Origin of the sequence: Shewanella sp. KJ2020 (assembly GCF_024197625.1) — a bacterium.
GTDB lineage: Bacteria > Pseudomonadota > Gammaproteobacteria > Enterobacterales > Shewanellaceae > Shewanella.
On sequence record NZ_JAKUKD010000030.1, the window covers coordinates 71,983 to 96,852 of the forward strand.

23 protein-coding genes are annotated in these 24,870 nt (G+C 48.4%); 8 read left to right on the forward strand and 15 right to left on the reverse strand.

What is annotated here, in order from left to right; genetic code table 11:
- The first annotated feature begins 102 nt into the window (after positions 1–102).
- Positions 103–1,119, forward strand: a complete 1,017-nt coding sequence (locus MJO46_RS15700) for a two-component system response regulator (RefSeq protein WP_253990126.1) — start codon at positions 103–105, stop codon at positions 1,117–1,119.
- A 62-nt stretch (positions 1,120–1,181) separates the two neighbouring features.
- Here MJO46_RS15700 and ygfZ read toward each other — a convergent pair whose 3' ends face one another.
- Together ygfZ and serA are read right to left on the reverse strand one after the other, a co-directional pair.
- Positions 1,182–2,144 (reverse strand): tRNA-modifying protein YgfZ, encoded by a 963-nt coding sequence (ygfZ, locus tag MJO46_RS15705; protein WP_253990127.1) that lies wholly within the window; start codon positions 2,142–2,144, stop codon positions 1,182–1,184.
- A 138-nt stretch (positions 2,145–2,282) separates the two neighbouring features.
- Positions 2,283–3,512: a phosphoglycerate dehydrogenase gene (serA, locus tag MJO46_RS15710; RefSeq protein ID WP_253990128.1), complete on the reverse strand. Its 1,230-nt coding sequence runs from the start codon at positions 3,510–3,512 to the stop codon at positions 2,283–2,285.
- A 154-nt stretch (positions 3,513–3,666) separates the two neighbouring features.
- Between serA and MJO46_RS15715 the strand changes: the two genes are divergently transcribed.
- Entirely contained in the window at positions 3,667–4,275 is a 609-nt protein-coding gene (locus tag MJO46_RS15715; RefSeq protein WP_253990129.1) for a DUF2238 domain-containing protein, read from the forward strand.
- A gap of 663 nt (positions 4,276–4,938) precedes the next feature.
- Positions 4,939–5,604 (forward strand): LuxR C-terminal-related transcriptional regulator, encoded by a 666-nt coding sequence (locus MJO46_RS15720; RefSeq protein WP_253990130.1) that lies wholly within the window; start codon positions 4,939–4,941, stop codon positions 5,602–5,604.
- Positions 5,605–5,747: 143 nt separating this feature from the next.
- On the opposite strand, the gene MJO46_RS15725 is transcribed toward MJO46_RS15720, so the two are convergent.
- Positions 5,748–7,256: a curlin gene (locus tag MJO46_RS15725; RefSeq protein ID WP_253990131.1), complete on the reverse strand. Its 1,509-nt coding sequence runs from the start codon at positions 7,254–7,256 to the stop codon at positions 5,748–5,750.
- A 14-nt stretch (positions 7,257–7,270) separates the two neighbouring features.
- Positions 7,271–7,690 (reverse strand): curlin, encoded by a 420-nt coding sequence (locus tag MJO46_RS15730; protein ID WP_253990132.1) that lies wholly within the window; start codon positions 7,688–7,690, stop codon positions 7,271–7,273.
- Between the two features lie 408 nt (positions 7,691–8,098).
- Here MJO46_RS15730 and MJO46_RS15735 point away from each other — a divergent pair, with 408 nt between their 5' ends.
- The gene (locus MJO46_RS15735) at positions 8,099–10,606 is read left to right on the forward strand and encodes a S8 family serine peptidase (RefSeq protein ID WP_253990133.1); all 2,508 of its coding nucleotides are present in this window, start codon (positions 8,099–8,101) and stop codon (positions 10,604–10,606) included.
- Between the two features lie 42 nt (positions 10,607–10,648).
- Here MJO46_RS15735 and MJO46_RS15740 read toward each other — a convergent pair whose 3' ends face one another.
- The 8 genes from MJO46_RS15740 to sfsA form a co-directional block, all read right to left on the reverse strand.
- Positions 10,649–11,158: a DUF4124 domain-containing protein gene (locus MJO46_RS15740; protein ID WP_253990134.1), complete on the reverse strand. Its 510-nt coding sequence runs from the start codon at positions 11,156–11,158 to the stop codon at positions 10,649–10,651.
- A gap of 290 nt (positions 11,159–11,448) precedes the next feature.
- Positions 11,449–12,294, reverse strand: a complete 846-nt coding sequence (gene panC, locus MJO46_RS15745; RefSeq protein WP_253990135.1) for a pantoate--beta-alanine ligase — start codon at positions 12,292–12,294, stop codon at positions 11,449–11,451.
- A gap of 27 nt (positions 12,295–12,321) precedes the next feature.
- On the reverse strand, positions 12,322–13,116 hold the full coding sequence (gene panB, locus MJO46_RS15750) for a 3-methyl-2-oxobutanoate hydroxymethyltransferase (RefSeq protein ID WP_253990136.1): 795 nt from the start codon (positions 13,114–13,116) through the stop codon (positions 12,322–12,324).
- 57 nt (positions 13,117–13,173) lie between these two features.
- Positions 13,174–13,662, reverse strand: coding sequence for a 2-amino-4-hydroxy-6-hydroxymethyldihydropteridine diphosphokinase (gene folK, locus MJO46_RS15755; RefSeq protein WP_253990137.1), 489 nt, complete (start codon positions 13,660–13,662; stop codon positions 13,174–13,176).
- On the reverse strand, positions 13,662–15,158 hold the full coding sequence (locus MJO46_RS15760; protein ID WP_253990138.1) for a polynucleotide adenylyltransferase PcnB: 1,497 nt from the start codon (positions 15,156–15,158) through the stop codon (positions 13,662–13,664). The genes folK and MJO46_RS15760 overlap by 1 nt, the downstream gene beginning before the upstream one ends.
- A 149-nt stretch (positions 15,159–15,307) precedes the next feature.
- On the reverse strand, positions 15,308–16,207 hold the full coding sequence (gene gluQRS, locus MJO46_RS15765) for a tRNA glutamyl-Q(34) synthetase GluQRS (protein WP_253990139.1): 900 nt from the start codon (positions 16,205–16,207) through the stop codon (positions 15,308–15,310).
- 171 nt (positions 16,208–16,378) lie between these two features.
- The gene (dksA, locus tag MJO46_RS15770; protein ID WP_007644947.1) at positions 16,379–16,822 is read right to left on the reverse strand and encodes an RNA polymerase-binding protein DksA; all 444 of its coding nucleotides are present in this window, start codon (positions 16,820–16,822) and stop codon (positions 16,379–16,381) included.
- A 163-nt stretch (positions 16,823–16,985) separates the two neighbouring features.
- Positions 16,986–17,690 carry a DNA/RNA nuclease SfsA gene (gene sfsA / locus MJO46_RS15775; RefSeq protein ID WP_253990140.1) on the reverse strand — a complete coding sequence of 235 codons (705 nt, stop codon included), beginning with the start codon at positions 17,688–17,690 and terminating at the stop codon, positions 16,986–16,988.
- Positions 17,691–17,892: 202 nt separating this feature from the next.
- On the opposite strand from sfsA, the gene pepB reads away from it, so the two are divergent.
- Positions 17,893–19,185, forward strand: coding sequence for an aminopeptidase PepB (pepB, locus tag MJO46_RS15780; RefSeq protein ID WP_253990141.1), 1,293 nt, complete (start codon positions 17,893–17,895; stop codon positions 19,183–19,185).
- Positions 19,186–19,368: 183 nt separating this feature from the next.
- On the forward strand, positions 19,369–19,878 hold the full coding sequence (locus MJO46_RS15785; protein ID WP_253990142.1) for a GNAT family N-acetyltransferase: 510 nt from the start codon (positions 19,369–19,371) through the stop codon (positions 19,876–19,878).
- 467 nt (positions 19,879–20,345) lie between these two features.
- On the opposite strand, the gene MJO46_RS15790 is transcribed toward MJO46_RS15785, so the two are convergent.
- The 3 genes from MJO46_RS15790 to MJO46_RS15800 all read right to left on the reverse strand — a co-directional run bounded on the left by MJO46_RS15790 (position 20,346) and on the right by MJO46_RS15800 (position 22,562).
- Positions 20,346–21,233: a phosphoribulokinase gene (locus MJO46_RS15790; RefSeq protein ID WP_253990143.1), complete on the reverse strand. Its 888-nt coding sequence runs from the start codon at positions 21,231–21,233 to the stop codon at positions 20,346–20,348.
- Between the two features lie 89 nt (positions 21,234–21,322).
- The gene (locus MJO46_RS15795) at positions 21,323–21,568 is read right to left on the reverse strand and encodes a YheU family protein (RefSeq protein ID WP_253990144.1); all 246 of its coding nucleotides are present in this window, start codon (positions 21,566–21,568) and stop codon (positions 21,323–21,325) included.
- Positions 21,569–21,590: 22 nt separating this feature from the next.
- Complete coding sequence (locus MJO46_RS15800; protein ID WP_253990145.1) at positions 21,591–22,562, reverse strand: hydrolase; 972 nt, start codon at positions 22,560–22,562, stop codon at positions 21,591–21,593.
- Between the two features lie 110 nt (positions 22,563–22,672).
- Here MJO46_RS15800 and MJO46_RS15805 point away from each other — a divergent pair, with 110 nt between their 5' ends.
- Together MJO46_RS15805 and MJO46_RS15810 are read left to right on the forward strand one after the other, a co-directional pair.
- On the forward strand, positions 22,673–23,182 hold the full coding sequence (locus MJO46_RS15805; RefSeq protein WP_253990146.1) for a TAT leader-containing periplasmic protein: 510 nt from the start codon (positions 22,673–22,675) through the stop codon (positions 23,180–23,182).
- 78 nt (positions 23,183–23,260) lie between these two features.
- Complete coding sequence (locus MJO46_RS15810; protein ID WP_253990147.1) at positions 23,261–24,856, forward strand: GMC family oxidoreductase; 1,596 nt, start codon at positions 23,261–23,263, stop codon at positions 24,854–24,856.
- Positions 24,857–24,870 lie beyond the last annotated feature (14 nt).

The window sequence follows — 24,870 nt, forward strand, 5'->3', positions numbered from 1 at the left end:
TGCAGCACATGGGTGTATCCCCAAATAATCTGAAGATGTTGAAACTCGTATCTTGAGGCGGCTTGGGTATAAAGAAGAGCATAGAGTGAGGTGAAGTTGAACATGGAAAAGGCAACGATCTTAGTCGTCGATGATACCCCTGAGAACATCGATATCTTAGTGGGAATTCTCGGGGACGACTATAAAGTCAAAGTGGCTATCGATGGACCAAGGGCGTTGGCGCTGGTGGCAAAAGCACAGCCAGATCTGATCTTGCTCGATGTCATGATGCCGGGCATGAATGGCTACGAGGTGTGTAAGCTGCTAAAACAGGAGCCGCTGACCTGCCATATTCCAGTGATTTTTGTGACCGCACTATCCGAGATAGCTGATGAAACCCAAGGATTTGAACTGGGTGCGGTGGATTACATCACTAAGCCTGTGAGTGCCCCAATCGTGAAGGCAAGGGTGAAAACTCATCTTGCGCTATACGATCAAAAACGTCTTCTTGAACAACAGGTTAAAGAGCGTACTCAGGAGCTTGAAGATACTCGATTCGAGATTATTCGCCGTCTAGGCCGCGCCGCCGAATATAAAGATAACGAAACGGGTTTGCACGTAGTGCGCATGAGTCACTATGCACGTTTACTCGCCATCAAACTGGGGCTGCCAAGCACCTTCTGCGACATACTCTATAATGCGGCGCCAATGCATGATATCGGCAAGATCGGGACCCCAGATGCCGTGCTTAAAAAGCCCGGTAAGCTGGATGGGGAAGAATGGAAAATTATGCAGCAACATGCGGCCATAGGTGCTGAGATCATCGGTGAGCACAGCGACCCCTTATTACAAATGGCTCGCCGCATCGCCTTAACCCACCATGAAAAGTGGGATGGTTCAGGTTATCCCAATGGGTTAGTGGGGGAGGAGATCCCCATAGAGGGACGGATCACCGCCATTGCGGATGTGTTTGATGCGCTCACATCCCAGCGTCCCTATAAACAACCTTGGACGATTGAAGCGACAATGGAATTGCTTGAAAGCCAAGCTGGGCAGCATTTTGACCCTAAATTGGTGGAGGAATTTAAGCTAATTTTGCCAGAGGTGGTCGCCATTAGAGATACCTATCTTGAACATTAACAAACAAAAGGCGCCTTAGGCGCCTTTTCAATTCAAACTCTTGTTAGCTTAACTGCTGTAAACTATTCATCTTCGAGGGAGTAGGGCAATGCTTGAATATGTAAGCTAGATTGCTCGTCGTCTGCGAAACGCAGCTTGGCTGTATTCTCTGTGTCGTTGGCGAGCACTGCGGTCAATAGGACTTGGTTGCCACGTTGTACAAATTCGATAATCTGGCCACCACGGCGAAAACCTTCTTCCATTTCAATTTCAAGGGCCGACTCTAGGCTGATTTGCTGATCAGTATGGCCACGCAAGATATACAGGGCGCGTTTATTGCCACCGCGATACTTCATCCGCGCTATGGTTTCTTGCCCCATGTAGCAGCCCTTGTTGAAGCTGATACCGTTGACCGCTTGTAGATTACACATCTGCGGTACGTATTGGCTAGCATGGCTAGCGGTAATATTTGGATAGCCCGCAGCGATTTCTAACGCCTGCCAAGCACAGGCATCAAATACGCTCAGCTGTGATTGAGCCACTAAAGCCGCTGCGGCTTCTGGGGTTAATACTAAGATAAAACGATCAGCGTCTTTTAATATCGCCCCCTGATCTACCAAGGTCAGTTCTTGGGTTACCTCACCAAAATGCTCGCCTACGAACAGGCTAGCTTGTTCGCCAGCAACACCGAGCAGAGTCCATTCAGCGGATGCATTGCTTAGGGTCGCCTTGCTAAATACGGCATATTTTTGCAGTTGGGGTAAATCGACTTCGATAACATCCCTTGGCATCAGCATAAAGAGCGCTTCTTGGATGGCAAAGGTTCTAAAACTGGCCAACATTTTACCCTTAGGGTCACAATGAGCGCCCCAGCGCCATTGGTTAGCGGCTAATGAACTGATATCTGCGGTCACTTGGCCATGGATAAAACTGCGGCCCTGTTCTCCAACCACTTTGATAAGGCCCATATGGGATAAGTTGGCAAGCATAAGTGGAGGCAAGGAAGCGTCCAGATCCCAATGGGGTGTAGAAACAGAAATAGTCATAGCGAGATCCTGAAAATGAAGACGATGTGAGAGGCTAGATTGTAACGGAATTCCTGTAGGCTCAAAAGCATAAGGCGCACATATCTTAGAATGAAATGTGCGCCTTAGGTGAAGCGAGTGTGCGAGCGATTTTACAGACTAGAAAAGCACGCGGGTACGCAATGTGCCTTCAATCGCCTTCAACTCTACCAAGGCCTCTTCGGCTTGGTGAGTGTCGACTTCCATCACCACATAACCAATCTCTGCGGTGGTTTGCAGATATTGCGCGGCAATGTTGATGCCCTTTTCCGAGAAGGCTTGGTTGATTTTGATCAGCACGCCAGGGCGGTTTTGGTGGATATGCAGTAAGCGCGAGGTGCCTTTATGCATGGGCAGTGACACTTCAGGGAAGTTAACCGCAGACACGGTCGAACCGTTATCTGAATACTTAGCTAACTTGCCGGCGACTTCGATACCAATGTTTTCCTGGGCCTCAGCCGTGCTGCCACCCACATGCGGCGTCAGCAATACGTTATCTAAACCGCGCAGTGGGCTGATAAATTCATCGTCATTCGATTGCGGCTCGACGGGGAACACATCGATTGCGGCGCCCGCGAGGTGACGCTCTTTTAATGCAACGGTTAAGGCATCGATATCGACCACAGTACCCCGTGAGGCGTTGATAAATATGCTGCCTTTGCGCATAGCGGCAAATTCGGCGGCGCCTATCATGTCTTTAGTTTGAGGGGTTTCAGGGACGTGTAAGCTCACAACATCAGCCTGTGCCAGCAGTTGCTCCATTGAATGCACTTGCTGCGCGTTACCTAAAGGTAATTTGTCTTCGATATCGAAGAACACCACTCGCATACCTAGCGTCTCAGCCAGAATACCCAGTTGAGTACCAATATGGCCGTAACCAATCACACCTAAGGTTTTACCACGGACTTCGTAGCTGCCTGCGGCGGTCTTCATCCAGCCGCCACGGTGGGCGATGGCGTTACGCTCAGGGATCCCACGCATCAGCATAATGATTTCACCAATCACTAACTCGGCAACACTGCGAGTGTTAGAAAATGGCGCGTTAAACACTGGAATACCCAGGGATTCGGCGGTGGCAAGATCAACTTGGTTAGTACCAATACAGAAGCAGCCAATCGCGATCAACTTCTCGGCACGTTTCAGCACTTCGGCAGTTAATTGAGTACGCGAACGAAGCCCCACGAAATGCGCATCCTTGATGGATTCAATTAATGCTTCATCGCCTAAAGAGGCTTTGTGGTATTCGATATTGGTGTATCCAGCACGCTCAAGTACATCGACCGCAGATTGGTGGACGCCTTCCAACAGCAGGATCTTGATCTTATCCTTGTCCAGCGAATGTTTCGCCATGATATGGGTACCCTCTAATTAATAGAAATGTTTCTTATGATATGCTGACAGCCTTCCTCCACCAAAGTAGCACTTTTTTTGCTCAGTGTGGAGGGCTAGATGGCTAAAGTTAATATTCTAAATTTAGAACAATATCGCATAAGAGGAAAAAACATTGAATAACAAAATTGCTTGGTGCGGTATTTACCTCTCAGTTCTCGTCTGGTCGGCGATAAATCCCGCAGATCCTTTTACCTGGTGGCTCGAAGCCTTGCCCGCATTAGTGGCAGTACCCATTTTATTTTTTACTCGTAAACGCTTTCCACTCACACCCTTAGTCTATTTTCTAATCCTAGTACATTGCAGTGTTTTATTTGTGGGCGCCCATTACACCTATGCCGAGGTGCCTTTGTTCGACACTATTGCCCAGTGGATGGGATCGGAGCGCAATAATTACGATAAGGTAGGTCATTTTGCCCAAGGCTTTATCCCTGCGCTGTTGGCGCGTGAAATTATGTTACGTAATCAAGCCGTTAAGCCTGGTGCTTGGTGTGCATTTTTGGTGACTTGTTTTGTATTAGCATTTTCAGCTTTCTATGAGTTGATTGAATGGTGGGTTGCGGCTGCAACGGGTGAGGGCGCCGAGGCCTTTTTAGGCACCCAAGGTTATGTATGGGATACCCAATCCGATATGTTTTTAGCATTAATAGGTGCGATAGTGGCGTTGCTGCTGTTATCTCGCCAGCAGGATAAGCAAATCGCTAAGCTGTTGGCACACTCCTAGCCAGTTCTCCTAGCCAGTTACTCTTAGTTAATTACTCTTAATATGGGAATTTATGCCCTCAAAGTGCTGACTTTTAGGGCATTACCACTCTCCAGAACACAGAACTTAATGTTAAATTTTTGTGTAAACTTTCGATTGATGTTTATATATACCCAAGCTACCTGAAGATACGAGTTTCAGAGCGCCGAGGGTGCTTCAATTCAAGGCGCATCAATGAAAGAATGTCGGCCACCTTTTGAATTGATGCAACACGGAAGTGGAGTGCCCTAGGCGCTCCGTTCCGGCGGGTTTTAACGCACTTTATTCAGCGTTGGTTATTTTTAACTTAGCCCGCTAGGTCTGCAAATAACCGCCTTGCCTAAAGTGCGTTAAATTCCCGCTGAATCCTGCATCTTCAGGTTGTTTGGGTATAGGCTAATGTGTAGTGACTGACATCTTCTTTGTCACGGTTTAGTATTTATCACTCTATAGGCTGTATATCTTAGTGAGTTAGTCGAACGTACTACATATAAATAGTGATTATTAGTACATTTGGGCTATGGCATTCATTGGGTAACTAGTCAAAATGGCTAGGTTAATGAAATGTTTAATGCCTGCGTTGCAGGCAATTTTCATCAGTTTCATGCAAAAGAGAAACAAGTACTTTTCAGGGAGAAGAGTTAAGTGAGCACAATCAATGAGTTGGTTTTCTTACATCAAGTGGCTGCACCTTGCCATTTAGCGATACTCGCAGAGTCCATGGGACTAAAAACACGGATAGTTAAACACGCTGCTGAATTGAATTTAGAGAAGAGCCCCCACAGTTTTTGCCTGATCGCGCAAAAAGGGGCGGCATTAGACAACAAAGGTATTCCTCTGTTGGCGTCCCGTTTAGTGTCCCATTTTCCCGTTGCACTCTATCAAGTTGAACGCAATTCCTTAGATCAAGAGTCTGCTATGTTACTCGGTATTCGTGGTCTTTTATTTGCTGATCAGCGGATGGATTTGATGTTGACTGGGCTACGTAAAATGGTGGCCGATGAGCTTTGGTACGATAGAACCCTACTGAGCAAAATGTTTCGCCGCGTCGTACAAAAGTTAGATGGTAACAATGAGATACCCGCCGATACTGTGGCTATGCTGCAAATGCTAACATCCCGTGAGCGGACCATTATTCAATTCGTTTCCAGTGGCGCAAGAAATAAAGAAATCGCCCACAGATTGTGCATTAGCGAACATACAGTGAAAGCGCATATCTCTTCTATTTTCCGCAAGACCCAATCCCGTAACCGTGTTGAGTTGTTACGTTGGGCGCAGACCTACCAAACCCATTTTGAGTTTTGCAGTTAGGGCGAGCTTTTGCCGTTATCATAATCCCGCAGTTGTAGTTAAAAGATAAGCGATTAACCCATACATAAATAAAAACGGGAACATTGATAATGTTCCCGTTTTTATTGACAGCCTTTAATCTAAAGGCGATTTATCGATAAAGATTAGTATTGCACTACAGTCGCAACGTTCATATCACCCGATTGGGTCACGCTGATGCTGTTGTTATCACCCGCTTGCGAGCCTAACACTAAGTTATCATTACCTGTTTGGCTGATGAGTAAGCTGTTGTTATCGCCACTGACAGCAAATGAGCTGGCCGCGAATGAACTACCGCTATCGCCACCCACCCAGTTACCATTGCCTGATTGAGTGATTTGCGCTGAGTTTTCATCACCTTCAATAATCAAATCGATAAGGTTCAGATCGCCACGATGTTGCAGCGCGGTCACATCGGCATTGTTATTACCTACCACTGTGATAATGGCTTCGTTTTGGTCGCCATCTTGTTCCACATCGACTTCGTTGTCGTTACCCGTTGCATCGACATAGGCAAAGTTCACATTACCTTCTTGGCTGATTTCAATGCTGTTGTCTCCACCGGTTGCGAAGGCAACGAGTTCGTTGTTATCACCCTTAGAAGATAGGTCGAAGTCATTGTCGTTGCCATAAGCGCCAAAGGTGGCGAAGTTAGTATCGCCGCGCTGTTTTAAGTCAACGTCGTTGCTATCGCCCCATACTTGGAACTCAGCACCGTTGCTGTCGCCTTGTTGCTTGATGCTGATGTCGTTATCGTTGCCTTGAATATCGGCCACTAAGGTATCGCCTACGGTATTGCTATCGCCGTCTTGGGCGATATCGACACTGTTGTCATCACCTGTTGTCATTGAAAGATAAGCAGTGTTATTGCTGCCTTCTTGCTTCATAGTGATATCGTTTTCGCTACCCGCTAATGCGTAAACAAAGCCAGTGTGATTATCACCTTTTTGATAGATATCAACGCTGTTGTCGTCACCTGCAATACCTTTAGCTGCACCAAAGTTATTATTACCAATTTGCTCAACAGACACATCGTTATTGTTGCCAACGTTCGCGGTCAGATCGAGTGCAATTAAACCCGCTTGGTTGTTGTCACCGTATTGCTTGATGTCGCCATCGTTATTATCGCCTTGAACACGGAATACGGCTAAGTTGGTATCACCCTCTTGCTCTACAAAGGCGCTGTTTTGATGACCTGTGATTTCAACATAGCTTTCGTTAACTTCACCTAATTGGTTAACAGAAACCAGGTTGTCATTGCCAACGACATCGTTGCTGCTTTGGTTGTAGAAACCATCCTGAGTCACTTCGGCTTCGTTGTTATTGCCAGTGACATTCACACTTGCCACATGCCAATCGGTTTGTTGGCTAACAGTCACATCGTTGGCATCGCCAGTTGAGTTAACTTGAGCCTCGTGCCATACCCCATCCTGCAGTACGGTTGCGGTTTGGTCATTACCCGTTTGTACCAGAGAAGTGGCATTGAGCAGGCCCGTTTGAGCCACGAGTGCTTCTTGGCCTTGGCCTGTTTGGGTAACACCTATATCGCTGACGGAACTTGCTGCCAGTGCATGACCGCTTAAACCCGCCGTGATCGCTAACGCAATTAATGACTTTTTAGCTTGTGATTTCATGTGACTCTCCCTGTTTAATATTGAGTAATTGTGATTGCAGCACCGTCTGCAATCTGCTCTATCGAAAAATTGCCGCTTCCTAGTTGGTTCAATTGCACCAGATTGTCGTTGCCAATCTGGGTAATCGAAGCCGTATTTTGAGTGCCGACTTGCAGTAGTTGGACTTCATTATCTGAACCAATCTGAGTCACAAGGGCGCTGTTATCCATGCCCACTTGCGTCACATAGGCGTCGTTATTGCTGCCGGATTGGAACAGTAAACTCTGATTCGCGCTTCCTTGCTGCACTAGGTCGATAAGATTATCGCGCCCAGAACGTTCCAGAAGAGCTTGCAGAGTGATTGGCAACTCGCTGACATCGGCTGCATGGGACGATGTCATACAACTACATAACAAGATGAGCAGTACCAAAAAGCGTGAATATGGATTTGGCACAAAAGACCCCTTGTATGCATAGGTGTTTGGGAAGGGGCGAATATAACCCCTTCAACTCAGGCACCAAGGTACGAGTCATAGTGGGGAGAGACAATTGGCCGAAAGGGTATTTATTTATCTAGGTCTAAGTTAAATCTCAGCGGGATTATCTCTGGCTAATTAATTGAATCTAAATTTGTTTATTTAGGATTTGCGATTAAATTGGGGGTTTTATCTAGCCAACTAGGTCTAGTAGTTAAGTCGTATTTACTCAGCGGCACCTTTTTAAAACTGAAACATTATGGCAACAATTTGCAGGTAAACACGCCGGTTATTACCTTGTCAGTTCTCCTTGGCACTCTGTTATTGGAGGACGCTGCGGGATTGTGGTGCCGGAACCTCAAAGTAAAGGACTATAGGAAATTTGTTATGTCGATAAAACTCTCACCACTGGCCCTAGCAATTGCGGGTGCGATGACGTTTTCAGCGTTACCCGCAATGGCTAAGGATGCCCCTGTCTACGAAAAAGACTCGATTCTTGTGGTGTATAAAGACAATGCCACCAAGGCGGAGCGAACCGCTGCCCAGCGTTTGATCCGCGGCACTTTAACCGACGCTAATGCCGACGGCGTGGATGATAAATTCAGCCATCTATTAAACGGAAAATTGGCTCGTTTGGCACTGCGTAAAGGCGCCAATATTGAAGATGCCATTAAGGTGATCAGCCGTCATCCCGCAGTGAAATATGCCGAACCTAACTACATTCTCAAAGCGATTGGCACCCCAGATGACCCGAGTTTTGCGAGCCTCTGGGGCATGAATAATACTGGCCAGAGCGGCGGCAGCGCCGACGCCGATATCGATGCGGTGGAAGCATGGAATATCACCACAGGGAGTGCAGATGTGGTCGTCGGCGTGATCGACACGGGTGTGGATTATAACCACACAGATCTGCAAGCCAATATGTGGGTCAATATGGGCGAAATTGCAGGCAATGGTGTGGATGACGATGGTAACGGTGTGGTCGATGATATTCACGGTTACAGCGCCGTAAATGATAACGGTAATCCAATGGATGGTAACGGTCACGGCACCCATGTATCCGGCACTATTGGGGCTAAGGGTAACAATGGTGTGGGTGTGGTTGGGGTAAACTGGGACGTGAAAATTGCGGCTTGCCAGTTCCTCGATGCCGATGGTTACGGCTCAACGGCGGGGGCTATTGCTTGTATTGATTACTTCACAAATTTAAAAGTAAATCATGGTGTTGATATCAAAGCAACCAACAACTCTTGGGGTGGCGGTGGCTTCAGCCAAGCCCTGAAGGATGCTATTGATGCTGGCGGAGAGGCGGGGATTTTATTTGTGGCGGCGGCAGGTAACGATGCCGTCGATAATGATGTCAGCCCACACTATCCCTCAAGCTATGATTCCGATGTAGTGCTGTCGATCGCCAGTACCGATCGCAACGATCATATGTCTGATTTCTCCCAGTGGGGATTAACGAGTGTGGATATGGGCGCGCCTGGCTCGGCGATTCTGTCGACGGTTCCTGGTGGTGCTTACGCTACCTATTCCGGCACATCCATGGCGACGCCTCATGTGACGGGCGCTGCGGCACTCGTTTGGTCACTCAACCCCGACTTAACGCCAGTGGAGATGAAAGCACTGTTGATGGCCTCCGGCGATGCTAACGCCGATTTAACTGGTAAAACCGTCGCCGGAACCCGCCTCAATGTGGCAAATGCCCTAGAGCAGGCCAATCCCTCACCAAGTTATAAGTTCACTGTGTCACCGGCATCACAATCGGTCGAAGCGGGCAGTACAGCAAGCTACAACTTCAGTGTGGGCAGTGTAGCGGGTTGGGATGGTGACGTCGCACTGACTGTCAGTGTTTCACCTGCACTCGAAGGCGTTTCGTTATCTAGCTCAACCGTATCAGCGGGTGGTTCATTTACCTTAGACGTTGCGACAAGCGCACAAACCGCTTGGGGGGATTACAGTATTACCGTGACGGGCAATGATGGCGCGATCGAGAAGTCTAAAGTGGTTTCACTCAATGTGTTCCCGCAAGGCTTAAATGACTTTAGTTATGGCAATGAGAACTCTGTCGCTATTCCGGATAACAACAGCAACGGTATTGTCAGCACTATTGAAGTGGCCGATGATGTGCAGATTTTTGCTGTGACTGCCGATGTGAATATCAGTCACACTTGGATTGGTGATCTACGGGTGGTGTTAACCTCTCCTTCGGGAACTGAAGTCGTACTGCATAACCGTGATGGTGGCAGCGCCGACAATATCGTTAAGAGTTGGGACTTGAGTGCATTTGACGGTGAGAATGCACAGGGGACTTGGTCCTTAACTGTGGATGACAATGCCGCGGCTGACACGGGTACGCTCAACAACTGGGGCCTTGTTATCAGTGGTTTAGGCGAGGCTTCGCCCGCAGCACCCGTCGCTGGTTTTGAGTTTGCCGTCGAAGGGTTAAGTGTTGATTTTACGAACACTAGTACCGATGCAAACGATGATATCGTCAGCTATAGCTGGAACTTTGGTGATGGCTCAAGTTCAACAGAAATGAACCCAAGCCATGTGTTTGCTGCAGCGGGCACTTACACAGTCGCTTTAACTGTGACTGACGCGCAAGAGCACAGCAATACTGTCACCATGGAAGTGCAAGTCTATGCACACAACATCAATGCTGAGGTCACGCGTGCATTAGTCTCACGCCGTGGCAGCGCTATGGTGGATATTGCTTGGGACAGCGCCTTAGGTGAAACCGTTGCGATTTATCGTGATGGTGAGCGGGTAGCGACCACTGAAAATGATGGTAACTACCGTGATCGTTTCACAACCACGGCAAGCAGCGTGACTTACCAAGTGTGTGAAACGGAAGGGACTTTGTGTTCAGCCCCTATCGTGGCTCAATTCTAAATACAAGGCGACCTTAGGGTCGCCTTTTCTATTACTGGGGATTTATTCGGGTTTGGGGTCAGTTTCGGTAAGGATTTGGGTTTTTCGAGCGGATAATTGCTGCATCACTGTATCGTTGTTGAGGATCAGCCCATTGAAGTGGTCGTTAATATTATTCATTTGACTGACATAGTCCGGATCGTCTTTCGCTTTGTTGCGCCAATAGCGTTGACGCTCTAGCTTTTGCAGCTCGCTAATCTTAAGTATCTCGAAGTAACTGTTTTCCTGCTTAAGACGGTAGACTTCTCCGTCGAGTAATTGCAGTAGTTTTTCCCTAGAGAGGGTTTGATTATTTAGCAGGGCTTGCAGCGGATCGACTGGTTTATCCTGTTTGTCTGAATCAATTTCTGTGACTATACCCAGCTGATACTCAAGTTTGTGTTGGCTATATTCCTGCGGGCAGGCGGTTTGGCTAAAGACGACCTTGTCGTCCTTACGGCATTTATAGACAGTATTGGCCTGGGTCACTGTCGGTAGCATAACGCAAATAAGGGTCAATATGAGTCTAGCCATTCGACTACAAATCCTTTGTATATTGGGTGATAGCTTAACTTATCGTATCGGCATGGTACTTGATTGAATTTGAGCCGTTGTACTATAAAAACACTATAGTTGGCGTGAACCCATAACAGCAGGTTTAGTTGTTACTTAGTGTTAACATTAGCCATTACTATGGCGTAAGTTTAAGAATAACACCAGTTTTTTGACTATGGATATTTTTTGACGTTAGCCTTATTTAGCACCAAATTGGTATTAGGCATAAAAAAAAGGAGCCTAAGCTCCTTTTCACTGGGTTTGCACCATTAACGGTCAAACCTTAAGTTATCGATAAGGCGAGCCTTACCTAAATACGCCGCCGCTAAAATCACCAGCGCTTTATCTTGAGGTTCTGCTTTGGCTAAGGTATCTGCGTGGCGCACTTCTAGGTAATCCGGCGTAAAGCCTGCCGCGACTAAGCTAGCCTTTGCGAGGTCAATGACCTGCTCGAACGTTTCACCCTGCAAAATCCCCTGCGCCATGGCATCTATGGCTTTTTTCAGTGCGGGCGCCGCCGCTTTTTCTTCGGCCGTTAAATAGCCATTACGCGAGCTCATGGCAAGGCCTGAGTCTTCCCGTATGGTATCTACTCCTATGATTTCAATCGGTAATGATAAATCTTCAACCATAGTTTTGATCACTAATAGCTGTTGATAATCTTTATTACCGAATAGCGCCACATCGGGCTGCACTATGTTGAAGAGCTTACAGACGATAGTGGCAACACCGCGGAAATGCCCAGGACGGCTTGCGCCGCAGAGCACATCGGAAATACCTGGCACTTCGACATAGGTTTGCTGCGCCAATCCCTTAGGATAGATAATGGCAGGCGTTGGCGTGAATAGCAGCTTTGCCCCCGCAGCCATAAGTGCTTGGCTGTCGGCTTCCAGTGTGCGTGGGTAGGCATCGAGGTCTTCGTTTTGGCCAAATTGCATTGGATTGACGAAAATCGATACCACCACATGGTCACACTTTTGTGCCGCTTGTTTCACTAAAGTGATATGTCCCTGATGGAGATTGCCCATGGTGGGCACAAAGGCGACTGTCTCGCCCTTGGCACGCCATGCACGCACTTGGGTGCGAATATCATCAATATGGGCGCTAGTGATCATTGGGCCTTACCTTGCATAAATCGGTTATTAGTTAAAAGTGTGTTCGTCGCCGGGGAATGTTCCTTGGGCAACTTCATCGATATAAGCACGCACGGCCGAGCGAATTTCGCCGGTTTGTTTTAGGTAGTTTTTCGAGAAACGTGGAATATAACCACTTGAAATACCTAGTACATCATGCATTACTAAAATTTGACCATCGGTCGATGCGCCGGCGCCAATGCCAATCACTGGAATGGTTAAGGCTTGGGTGATCGCCGCTGCGAGTGGCGCAGGAATGCATTCCACAACCAAAAGTTGAGCGCTGGCTGCTTCTAAGGCTTTCGCTTCATCGAGGATACGCTGGGCATTTTCGGCATCGCGGCCTTGGACTTTAAAGCCACCAAATACATGGACTGACTGAGGCGTTAAGCCTAAGTGAGCACACACGGGAATACCGCGTTCGGTGAGCTTAGTGACGGTTTCGAGTAACCAGTGGCCACCTTCAACTTTGACCATGTTCGCGCCTGCCTGCATCAACTCAGTGGCGTTGACCATAGCTTGTTCCGGCGTGGCGTAACTCATAAAGGGCATATCGGCGATCAGCAGAGCACGTTCGATACCGCGGCGAACACAGCGGGTGTGATAGGCGATATCGGCCGTGGTCACGGGCAAGGTATCATCATGGCCTTGGAGAACCATTCCCAAAGAGTCGCCGACAAGCAGTACATCGACACCTTCGCCATCAAAGGCGCTGGCAAAACTGGCATCATAGGCTGTCAGTGCCGTGAATTTTCTACCTTCCTGTTTGTATTTCAACAGGGTTGAGCTAGTAATTTTAGACATATGGATGATCTTCAAACCAAAATAGAAGTGGTGTTATAAGCTAACTGGGGACGGACTTCAATGATCAATGCCCAGTAGTTGTAACTCGGCCAAGATATTTTCACTGATAAGACTGCTAAGGGCAGTTTTACAGGGCAGGATAAGATCGGGAGCGATGGCGGCCAGAGGGACTAACACAAAACTGCGCTCCTTCATACCGTAATGGGGGACTTTAAGCCTAGGTTCGTCGATGATTTCATCGCCATATAACAGCAAGTCGAGATCTAAGGTTCTCGGCCCCCAGCGTTCTTTACGTACTCGTCCCTGCGTGTTTTCAATCTTTTGCAGGGCATCGAGTAGGGCCAACGGTGCGAGATCCGTTTCAAAACTGGCTACAGCATTGACATAGTCTGGCTGGACGACATCCCCCATGGGTGCCGAGCAATAATAGGGGGAAACCTTTAGGCTATTTCCCTGCGCAAGGGCGGACAAGGCGGCGGCGGCATTGTCCAATTGCGTCTTAGGATCCTCAAGATTAGCCCCTAGGGCGACAAACACTCGGGTCATTATTCTGCTGCGTTCGCTTTAGGTGCGCTGGGGCGACGGCGACGGCGCTGGGTGGCGTTACGATTGCGATTCCCAGGTGCCTTATTACCGCTGCGCGCAATGGTTAAACGCTCGCTTTCATCGGCTTCGACAAACTGTTGCCACCAGGCAGCACTCTTAGCGACATTACCGCCCTCGGCTTCGCCTCTAAGTAATAGTAAGTCATAGGCGGCCCTAAACTTTGGATGTTCCATCAGTTTAAAGGCGCGGGTACCTTGGCTGCGGTCAAAGCGTAACTGCAACTGCCAAATGTCCTTCGCGGGCGTACTAAAACGGCGTGGAATACTGATGGTTTGGCATTGCTGCTCCATTACATCGCCCATGGCGGCGAAAAAGGCATCGTATAAGGTCAAACCGCTTTCAACGGCGATATCTTCGGCGCGTTGGCGCAGTGGATACCAGAGAATGGCGGCATAGAAGAAGGAAGGGGTAACGGGTTTATCTTCGTTTACCCGGGTGTCAGTGCTCTTCATGATGGCTTGCACCATCTTCATCGCTGGACCCTTGGGATCTTCTTTGAGTACCGCATCGACTTGTGGAAACAGCGGCGCGAATAGCTTGTATTCCAGCATCAGTTCGAAGTTGGCTAAGGCTTTGCCTGCAAAGAAGAGTTTAAGCACTTCTTCGTACATACGCGCGGCGGGAATGTCCTTTAACAGCGGAGCCAACTGTTTGATAGGCTTAGCTGTGACTTCTTCGATACTCATGCTGAGTTTAGTGGCGAAACGCACCGCCCTGAGCATACGCACGGGATCTTCACGGTAACGGGTTTCAGGATCGCCAATCAGCCTTAAGGTGCCGGCTTTGAGGTCGCTCATACCACCGCCGTAACAGCGGATGGAGTAATCGCTGATATCGTAGTAGAGGGCGTTTACAGTAAAATCGCGGCGCTCGGCATCTTCATCAATTTCGCCATAGACGTTGTCGCGCAATAAGCGGCCTTCGGAATTGGCCTTAGAGACTTTTTCGTTGCTTTCACCGTGGTGACCACGGAAAGTCGCCACTTCTATTACATCGCGGCCAAAGACGATATGGGCAAGGCGGAAACGACGGCCAACAACGCGGCAATTGCGAAACAGTTTTTTGATTTCCTCTGGCGTTGCGTTGGTCACAACGTCGAAATCCTTTGGCTCGAGCCCGAGGAGTAAATCACGCACACCGCCACCGACCAAATAGGCTTGAAAGCCAGATTTATTTAGTCTGTACAATACTTTAAGTGCATTTTCGCTAATTTGTTTGCGGGAGATGGAATGGGCATCTCTTGGCACTAACTCCAAGCTTAAGGTACCGGAAGAAACTTCAGGGATTTGGGGTTCAATCTGAGCTGGAGTCGGAGCGGTCGTTTTAGGCGCGTCTTCAAATAGCTGCTTGCAGAATTGGCTGATACGGCGAAAAATGGGACACCTCGAAATGTGATCTGTTATGTGATTAAAAATCTGGCGGCTATCATATACCAATTGTCGCCCAATGGGTATATCGCTATGTTTACCCTAAGCCAAGAGTCCTGCTGTTGATCACAGTCATTTGTATCTTTTGAACGCAGTCATTTGCATCCGCTGAACACCGCGATTTACAGAAAGTAAAGCTAGCTCAGTATTGAATGGCTTTAGGGCTCAATCAGTATCTCGGCTTGTTTAGGAATGGCCGATAACTGAAATTGGGCCACGGCCTGTTCAAGCATTTGTGCCACAGAGCCGCTGGTTTCAACGCGCTTTTGCCCTAAAAACGCCAGTGCCGCATTTAGACTGGCTTGAGGGTGTTGTTTATCTATGGCCTGTGCATGGTTTTGTTTTGAAAGTTTAAATCCAGGTGTCAGGCAGGCGAGTGGCAAATGTAGCCACTCGGGCGCCGTTAAACCAAAGGTCTGATATAGGCTTAATTGGCGACAGCTGGCCTCGATTAAATCACAACCGCGCACGACTTCGGTGATCCCCTGATAGGCATCATCCAGTACTACTGCGAGCTGATAGGCATACAAGCCATCGCTGCGCTTAATGATAAAATCCTCCGTGGCAAATGGGGTATCGACACAGATATGACCCATTAGATTGTCATCAAATTCTTGCACTTGCGCCGTATTGACTATCCGCACTGCGCCGAATGTGTGGGCTCGTAGCAAGCTGTGACAACGGCCATCGTAGATACCCCCCATAGATTGAATGAGCTTGCGACTACATTGGCAGAAATAGGCTTTATCCTGGGCTAGTAAAAGATCTATGTGTGATTGGTAGGCCTCAGTGCGTTTGCTTTGATAGAGCACTGCGCCATCCCACTCCAAACCATAGGCTTCTAAGGTACGTAATATATCGTCCGCAGCGCCTTTTATTTCCCGAGGAGGATCAATATCTTCGATACGGATAAGCCATTGACCACTGAGGGAGCGGGCCCGTAAATAGCTACCTAGGGCGGCGATCAGTGAGCCAAAATGCAGCGCACCCGAGGGGGAGGGCGCAAAACGGCCGACATAGGGCTGGCTTGATAAATTAGAATTCAATGGCTTTAACATAACTGCTAGATGGCGTTTTAAAGTTGCAACGGTAAAAAGTGGACGTATTTTAGAGGGACACAAAGATAAAAGCGAATCGGGGAATAAAATGAAGTGAGCGTGGCTTAAACTAGATGGATTACCTAGCCTTTAAAAACAAGTAGGCGGGGAGACCCCGCCCAGTTTGGCAGCTTAACCCGCCATTTGCTTTTCTTTGATCTCTGCAAGGGTTTTACAGTCGATACATTGATCGGCCGTTGGACGCGCTTCGAGACGGCGGATGCCGATTTCGATACCGCAGGAATCACAGAAGCCGAAATCGTCTTCTTCGATTTTTTGCAGTGTTTTTTCGATCTTCTTGATCAGCTTACGTTCTCTGTCGCGGGCACGAAGTTCAAGACTGAACTCTTCTTCCTGCGCTGCACGGTCAACAGGATCGGGAAAGTTTGCTGCTTCATCCTGCATGTGACTCAGAGTACGGTCGACCTCTTCACGCAACTGATTGCGCCAAGCTTCAAGAATTGTCTTGAAGTGACCCAGTTGCTTAGCGTTCATATACTCCTCACCCGGCTTTTCCTGGTAGGGACTTACACCTGCGATAGCGAGTACGCCAAGTTTTTTGGTGCCTTCAGGCATAACGCATCTCCTGTAATCATTTGCGTTTGTAGGGCGTCCTTAAGAACGGCCGCTATCTATATCAGAATCTTCACAACGAGGCAAATTTTTCAGTTCGCCATCATTGAAATTTATGACTATGTTCGCTAATTGAATTTAATTTTAAATTTACTGGATCTTAACATCATACTCGGACTGGGCATGCTTGGGCTAGGTGTATCTCTGTGGGGGATATTTCGCAGCGATAGGCCAAGACCTCCACTCCCGCTAAAGCCGCCATTTTCAGTAACTTAGCATATTCATGGTCGATATGTTCCGCGGGGGCGACACTGTGGATCTGTGTGTGTTGTACCACAAAAAGCAACACAGCCCTGTGTCCGAGGTTGACCATTTGTATCAATTCCCGCAAATGTTTTTGGCCGCGTAGACTCACCGCATCGGGGAAATAGCCTTGCTCCCCTTCGAGTAAAGTACAACTTTTGACTTCTATATAACAGGCGGGTTTTTGAGCCCCCTCGAGCAAAAGATCGATGCGGCTATTTTCATCACCATATTTGACTTCGCGCCTTAGGCTGTCATAACCCGAGAGTTCGCTGATGATGCCCTGCTTAATCGCTTCCTCCACCAGTGCATTGGCATTCCCCGAATGTATGCCGATGAGCCCACCCTCTGGGGTGCCCATCAGTTCCCAGGTGTGGGCATATTTGCGTTTAGGATTGTCGGAGGTTGAGAACCAGACTGGCTCGCCGGGAAAGAGGCAATTGCGCATCGAGCCCGTATTGGGGCAGTGGATGGTGATTTCCGTGCCATCGGCAAGTGCGATGTCGGCCAGAAAGCGCTTGTAACGCCTGAGTAATTTTCCCTGCATTAGTGCTGGAGTAAAGCGCATGCCCTTAACCTATCTCGATAATTATTAGTCCCAAAGACTAGCAAATTTCGCAAATGTTTACAGATTTTACCTGAGTAACTTCCGCCAATCGCTTTGCGTCGCCGTCGGCTAGCAGTACACTGCCGCCATAAAGTTTGTTCTGATTGCTGATTGATTGTGCTGATTGATTATTCTAAAACGAATCGAAAAATAAGGATCCCTAATGAGTGAACTAAAAGTGACCGACATAATGAAAGTGCGACTAACAAAAGAAACCGCCGCAGCCCACTGGGGCAAGGCCGATGTGACTTTTAGCGTCGAAGGGGCGCAAATTCATTTAGCGGGTGGCGATGAGCTGCGCCAAATTCAAATGGCGGCGCGTAAGCTGCGTAGCCAAGGCATTAGCAGTGTTGCATTGGAAGGACAGCTTTGGGATCTGAATAGCCAGTGGGTGTTCGCCCAAGGTTTTGCAACTGCGAAAACGGGCTATCAAATTCAATGGTGTGGTGATGATGCGGTGCAAGCCGAATTACAGCGCCGACTGGATGTGGCCACCTTTGCCCGTCAACTGATCAACGATACGCCTGAAAACCTATCGCCAGTAAAACTGGCCCAACAAGCGGCCAAATGGTTAGCCGATATCGGTGGTGCTAAGGTCAGCTATCGGATTATCGAAGGCGAAGCGCTGCTCGAAGAACAATGGATTGGTATTCATGCTGTGGGCCGTGGTAGTGAGCGTCCACCGGCGATGTTAGAGTTAGATTTCAACCCATTAGCCGCCGATGCTCCAGTATCTGTGGCGCTTGTGGGTAAAGGTATCACCTTCGACTCAGGCGGCTACAGCATCAAAGCCTCCGAAGGCATGTTAGGCATGAAATGCGATATGGGCGGCGCGGCGACAGTCACAGCCGCACTCGGTTTGGCGATCAAATCTGGTCTAAACAAACGGATTAAACTCTTCTTATGTTGCGCTGAAAACCTGATCAGTGGCCGCGCTTACAAACTTGGCGATATCCTGACCTATAAAAATGGCGTGACAGTGGAAGTGGTCAATACCGATGCGGAAGGTCGTTTAGTGCTGGCCGATGGTCTGCAAGCAGCCTCTGCCACGGGCGCGCCTTTCATTATCGATGCGGCGACCCTAACAGGTGCCGCTGTGATGGCGGTAGGTTCAAACTACAACGCGATTTTCTCACCACAGGCGGATGTGTTGCAATTGGCGCAGCAAAAGGCCACTAGCGTTGCCGAGCGCGTATGGCCGCTGCCGCTTGACCCTTGGCATAAAGAAATGTGCCCATCGGCCTATGCCGATACGGCGAACAGTCGTCCGGTCAAAGGCGGCGGTGCGGGCGGGGCTTCCAATGCTGCGGGCTTCCTGTGGCGCTTTGTATCACCCGAAGCTAAATGGTTACACGTTGATTTAGCTGGCGCTTTTGAAGATTCGGCTTCTGCACTGTGGGGCGCGGGTGCAACGACCCACGGCGTATTGACTATCAGTGAACTGATTAAAGCTTAATAGCTGCTCAAACTTATAACTAACCATAAGCTAGGCTAGCGTAGAGCCATAAGTTTCTGCCGCCTTGATGTAAAACCGCCTTCGGGCGGTTTTTTATTGGGTGAAATGCTAGGCCAATCATTTACTTGGTGTTTATACGGCTTCATGGCATGTTACGGCAGAGATGTTTTATCAGGAAACGTGATGATAACAATACGAAAAGCGACTAAAGCCGATGCTCAGGCCTGTTGGGATATCCGCAATGCCGCCATCAATAAAGGCTGCGCCGGATTTTATGCCGCCAGCGATCTGCAAATTTGGACCGAAGGCGAACTGACTGAACAGTTTAGTCGTATCGTCGATGCCCATTTTTATCTGGCTGAACTACTTACGGATAAATCTCTGGATAAAAAAGTCGTAGGCACAGCTATGCTCGATGCACCCTATGCCCAGTTAGAAGCGCTGTTTGTTTCCCCCGATGCCATGGGGCTCGGAGTAGGTAAGGCGCTGCTACAATTTATTGAAAATATGGCTTTTAATCAGGGGATTGCCCAACTCAGGCTGGAATCGACCTTGAATGCGGTGGATTTTTATCGCCACTGTGGTTTTGGTGGTGAAGGTTTGGAGGAGGAGTCAATTTACTGCTCACCCCGGGGGATCGCCTTAGAGTGTATGGTGATGTATAAGAATCTAGAACGACCTTCGGTCTACTAGGCCGCCACTGCGTGGCTCTAGGACGCTCGCAAGCTCGCGGCTAGGGCGCAGCAAAAAACGCTGCTGCTAGAATCTAGGGCGTTGCTTTGCAACTGTTAGGAAGCTGGGTTGCTAGAACCTAGAACCTAGAACCTAGAACCTAGAACCTAGAACCTAGAACCTAGAACCTAGAACCTAGAACCTATTTTGTTCAAAGTTGCTGACATACTCAAGGAAATCAAGAGATCAAGTATGGATGTGGGATTAACTGCTAAAAATTGTTTTGAAGGTTGCTGACATACTCAAGGGAATCAACAGATCAAGATGGGGGAATTAACTCCCAAGAGTATGCCAACTATCGTTCTTTCGCCTGAAATCCCGATGCCGATAAGAGTAACTTCTATGGCTTAAATCAAGCTTAATCTATTGCTAAAAAAGACTTTATTTCATTAGCCTTTAGTCAAATCCCTCTGAAAATATGCGCTAGATTAATTCGCCTCAGGGGTATTAAGTTGTTGGCGTTTCTCCATCAAATCCTTAATTAATGGCGTAAGGATCAACTCCATTGCGAGGGACATTTTGCCGCCGGGGACAACAAGTGTGTTAACCCGCGACATAAAAGAGCCTTGGATCATACTCAGGAAAAAGGGGAAATCGACATTGTTGATACCGCGGAAACGGATCACCACAAAGCTCTCGTCTAGGCTAGGAATGTCTTTTGCACTGAAAGGGTTAGAGGTATCAACCGTCGGCACCCGTTGAAAGTTGATATGGGTGCGGGAAAACTGTGGCGTCATGTGCTTAATATAATCGTCCATACTGCGGACAATTGAGCCCATGACCTTTTCGCGGCTATGGCCGCGCTCCGAGGTGTCACGAATAATTTTTTGGATCCACTCTAAGTTAACAATGGGCACCATGCCGATAAGTAAATCGACATGCTGGGCGACATTGGCGTCCGCCGTCACTACGCCGCCGTGTAGACCTTCGTAATAGAGCATATCGGTATTTTCAGGGAGTGGCCGCCATTGGGTAAAAGTGCCGGGCATTTGATTAAAGGGCACGGCCTCGTCAAAGGTGTGTAAATAGCTACGGGTTTCACCTTGGCCGGTGGCGCTGTAATCGCGAAAGCATTGTTCTAAACGGGCAAAGTTATTGGCCTCAGGGCCGAAGTAACTGAGGTTGCGGTTTTCGGCTTGGGATTTGCGGATCATGACTTCCATTTCAGCGCGGGTGTAATGGTGAAAACTGTCCCCCTCGACAAAGGCGGCATTGATCCCGAGTTGGCGAAAAATATGGCTAAAGGCCGTTGTCGTTGTAGTGGTTCCTGCACCGGACGAGCCAGTAACTGCAATAATGGGATGTTTTGCTGACATTTTTTCTACCTAGCTGGGAACCAAAAGAGCCGCTTATGGCAAGCGATAAAACCACGAGTTCTATTTATACGGTACAGTGGCGGTGTGGGTCAATCTTGCCGTTTGGTAATTTGATCAGCGGGGCGTATGGCAAAGGATTCGTCATCCTCACTGTATTCTAACACTAGCTTACCTTGTTTAAGTGCTTGTTGACATTGAACTATCGCTTGGGATAATTCCTGCTCATCGAGGCTGGCAAAGCTGCCATCCTCCACTTGGCCAAACAGATATTCACGGATCAAATTTACCAATGTTTCATTTGGCAGTTGTAAAAGGGCTTCATAGGGAACAAGCATAGGGTTTCCTTGTGGCAAAGCGTTAATGATTATCGCCAAGTAAAAAATCTAAAATGCGCCGTTCGAGAAAGTAACGGGGTTTCCATGGGGTGCCACCTTCGATAAAGCCGACATGGCCACCATAGGCGTGTAATTCATATTCAACATGCTCAGACACTTGGCTAGGATGCGGAATCACATCGTCTGTCATAAAGGGATCGTCCTTGGCGTGCAGTATCAGTGTGGGTTTTGTGATACGGCTAACAAAGGGTAAACCACTGGCTCGGGCATAGTAGTCATCAACACCTGCAAAACCGTGTAGCGGCGCGGTGACTTTGTCATCGAAGTCATAAAAGGTATGCAGTTGAGCGACTTGCATCTGACTTAGGGAAATCGTATCGGCCAAATCCGGATCGGCTAACTTTTGGCTGATTTTTTGTTGTAACTGTTTGATTAAATGGCTCTGATACACTTTTGAAAAGCCATTCTCTAGGCGTTTAGCGCAGGCCGATAATTGTAGCGGCGCCGAGACGACGACGGCTCGAGTTAATAGGCTATCGTCTTGATATTCGCCCTGGTATTTAGTCAGTACATTGCCACCTAAGCTGTAACCTACGGCGAGTAGAGGTGATTGAGGATAGTTTTGTTGTAGTTTCAATAGGCTAAACTGCAAATCATCCGTATCTCCGCTGTGGTAACTGCGGGCGAGGCGATTGCTTTCACCGGAACAACTTCTATGGTGATGCACTACCGCGGTGAGTTGTTTCTCCTTGCAGGCGAGGAGTATGCGTCTGGCATAATGTGACTGGGAACTTCCCTCTAAACCATGGATGATCACCACAATTGGCGTGCCTTCCTGTGGGGATCCTTGCCAATCTAGATCGATAAAATCCCCATCGGGTAGCTCTAGGCGTTGTCTTTGCAGCACAGGTTTGGCCACTTTAGTGAATACGGGCAAAATCGTTTGTATATGGGGACTCTTGGCCCACCAAGGCGGCATAAAGGTATTTAACATGGGATTTTATCTTGGTATCGACTATTGCTGAAAATTAAAACGTGTGTTTAATTTAGATCCGCGGTTATTGTAGCACAATTGTTTATCACTAAACGTTTTAGGAGAACGAGATGAATAGACGTACCTTTTTACTGGGCACGTTTGCCGGAACGGCAGCATTAGCCCTAGGGGTCAACCTCTATTCTCCGGAGTTTAGTGTGCCCGATGAGGATGAAGCTAAAGATTATCGTCTGTTATTTAGCGTGCTCTTGCCTGTGATGCTTGAAGGGGCACTCCCCGATGTGGCGACTCACAAACTGGCGGCGCAGAACCGTACTTTAGATGCCATCAACCAATCGATTTCTGTGCTGCCGGATGAGCAGCAGGCCGAGTTATTTGAACTCTTAGCTATGCTCGAAAATCGTCTTGGGTTATTGGTGTTGACCTCGAGTATGACGCCACTGCTGCTGCGCTCACCTGCCGAGTTAACCCAAATGCTCGAAAGTTGGCGTCACAGCTATTTTGCCCTCTTGCAAACGGCTTATTTAGGTTTGAGGGAGTTGGTGATGGCAAGTTATTACGCTTGCCCCGAACATTGGAGTCGTCTGCACTATGCCAAGCCAGAATTATTTAAGTCCTAAAGCGGTTTTGCATTATTAAAACTAACACTGTCCACATCAATCGAGAGCAAGACTTCCCGCGGCAATGGAGCACATAACTTGGCAATCATAGATCCCATAGTGAATGGTTTAAATTCGGGTTGGTTACATACCGATGCCAGTCAACTGCAAGAAAATCAAAGCTTTGAAGCTGATGTTATCATTGTCGGTACGGGTGCCGGTGGTGGTGTGGCGGCGGAAATTCTCACCCAAGCCGGGCTTAGCGTGATCATGATTGAGGCGGGGCCGCTAAAATCTTCTAGTGATTTTAATATGGAAGAGCGGACCGCCTATCCCAATTTGTACCAGCAGGCGGCGGCGATGAAAACCGCCGACAAGGCCATTGGTATTTTTCAGGGCCGCGCTGTGGGTGGTTCAACAACGGTGAATTGGACGACCTCGATTCGTACCCCGACTGAGGCTTTGGCCTTTTGGGCGCAGCATAAGTCGGTTGCAGGATTAAATCGTGAGAGTTTAGATCCCTGGTTTGAGCAAATGGAACAGCGACTTAATATCCATGAGTGGAATTACGAACCCAATCGTAATAACGGGGCATTGAAGCAGGGCTGCATTAATCTAGGTTGGGATTACACTGTTATCAAACGCAATGTGGCGGGGTGTTGGAATACGGGATATTGCGGCATGGGCTGCCCCGTCAATGCGAAACAATCTATGTTAGTCACCACCATTCCTGCGGCATTGGATAAAGGTGCGCAGCTGATAAGCCGGGCAAGAGTCGTTAAGATTGAACACCATAATGGCCAAGTGTTTGCGTTAAAGGCGCAGGCGCTGGATGTGAATTTAAGGCCTACTGACGTTGAGCTGCTTTTTAAAGCTAAGCATTATATTTTGAGTGCTGGCGCTATCCACACACCGACCTTGATGATGCGCTCCCAAGTGCCCGATCCCCATAGTTTATTAGGTAAACGTACCTTTTTACACCCTACGTTGCTCTCTGGCGGCGTATTTGGCGATGCGATAAATGCCCATAGTGGCGCTCCCCAGTCTATCTACTCCGATGAATTTGTATGGCGGGATGGCGCGGAGGGGGAACTGGGGTACAAACTCGAAGTCCCACCCGTGCATCCGATATTAATCGCTTCAAAAACATTGGGCTATGGCACGAGCCACGCCGAGTTAATGTCGCAATTTAACCAATTGCAGGTCACTATTGCCTTAGTGAGAGATGGCTATCACCCCGATAGCCAAGGTGGACAAGTGCATTTGACGTCGACGGGCTTTACCTTGGATTACCCGCTGACCGATGCGTTTTGGCGGGCGGCGCGGCGCGCCTATGCCAGCATGGCGGAATTACAATTTTCAGCTGGAGCATTAAAAGTGTTGCCGATCAGTGATGGCATGCCCTATCTCACCTCTTGGCAGGATGCCAAGGAAAGTATCGCCCAGATGTCACTTGCGCCACTGCGTACTGTAGTTGCATCGGCCCATGTTATGGGGGGCTGTCCCTTTGGCGAAGATGAAAAGCTTTCAATGGTTAATAGTTACGGCCAGTCGCATTATCTTGAAAATCTGTCGGTGATGGATGGCTCTATTTTCCCCACTAGCCTTGGCGCTAATCCGCAGTTGTCGATTTATGGCATTACCGCCCGTAATGCAACCGCATTGGCGCAAAGGCTAACCGATGGCAGAAGGTGATTGTATCTAAGCCT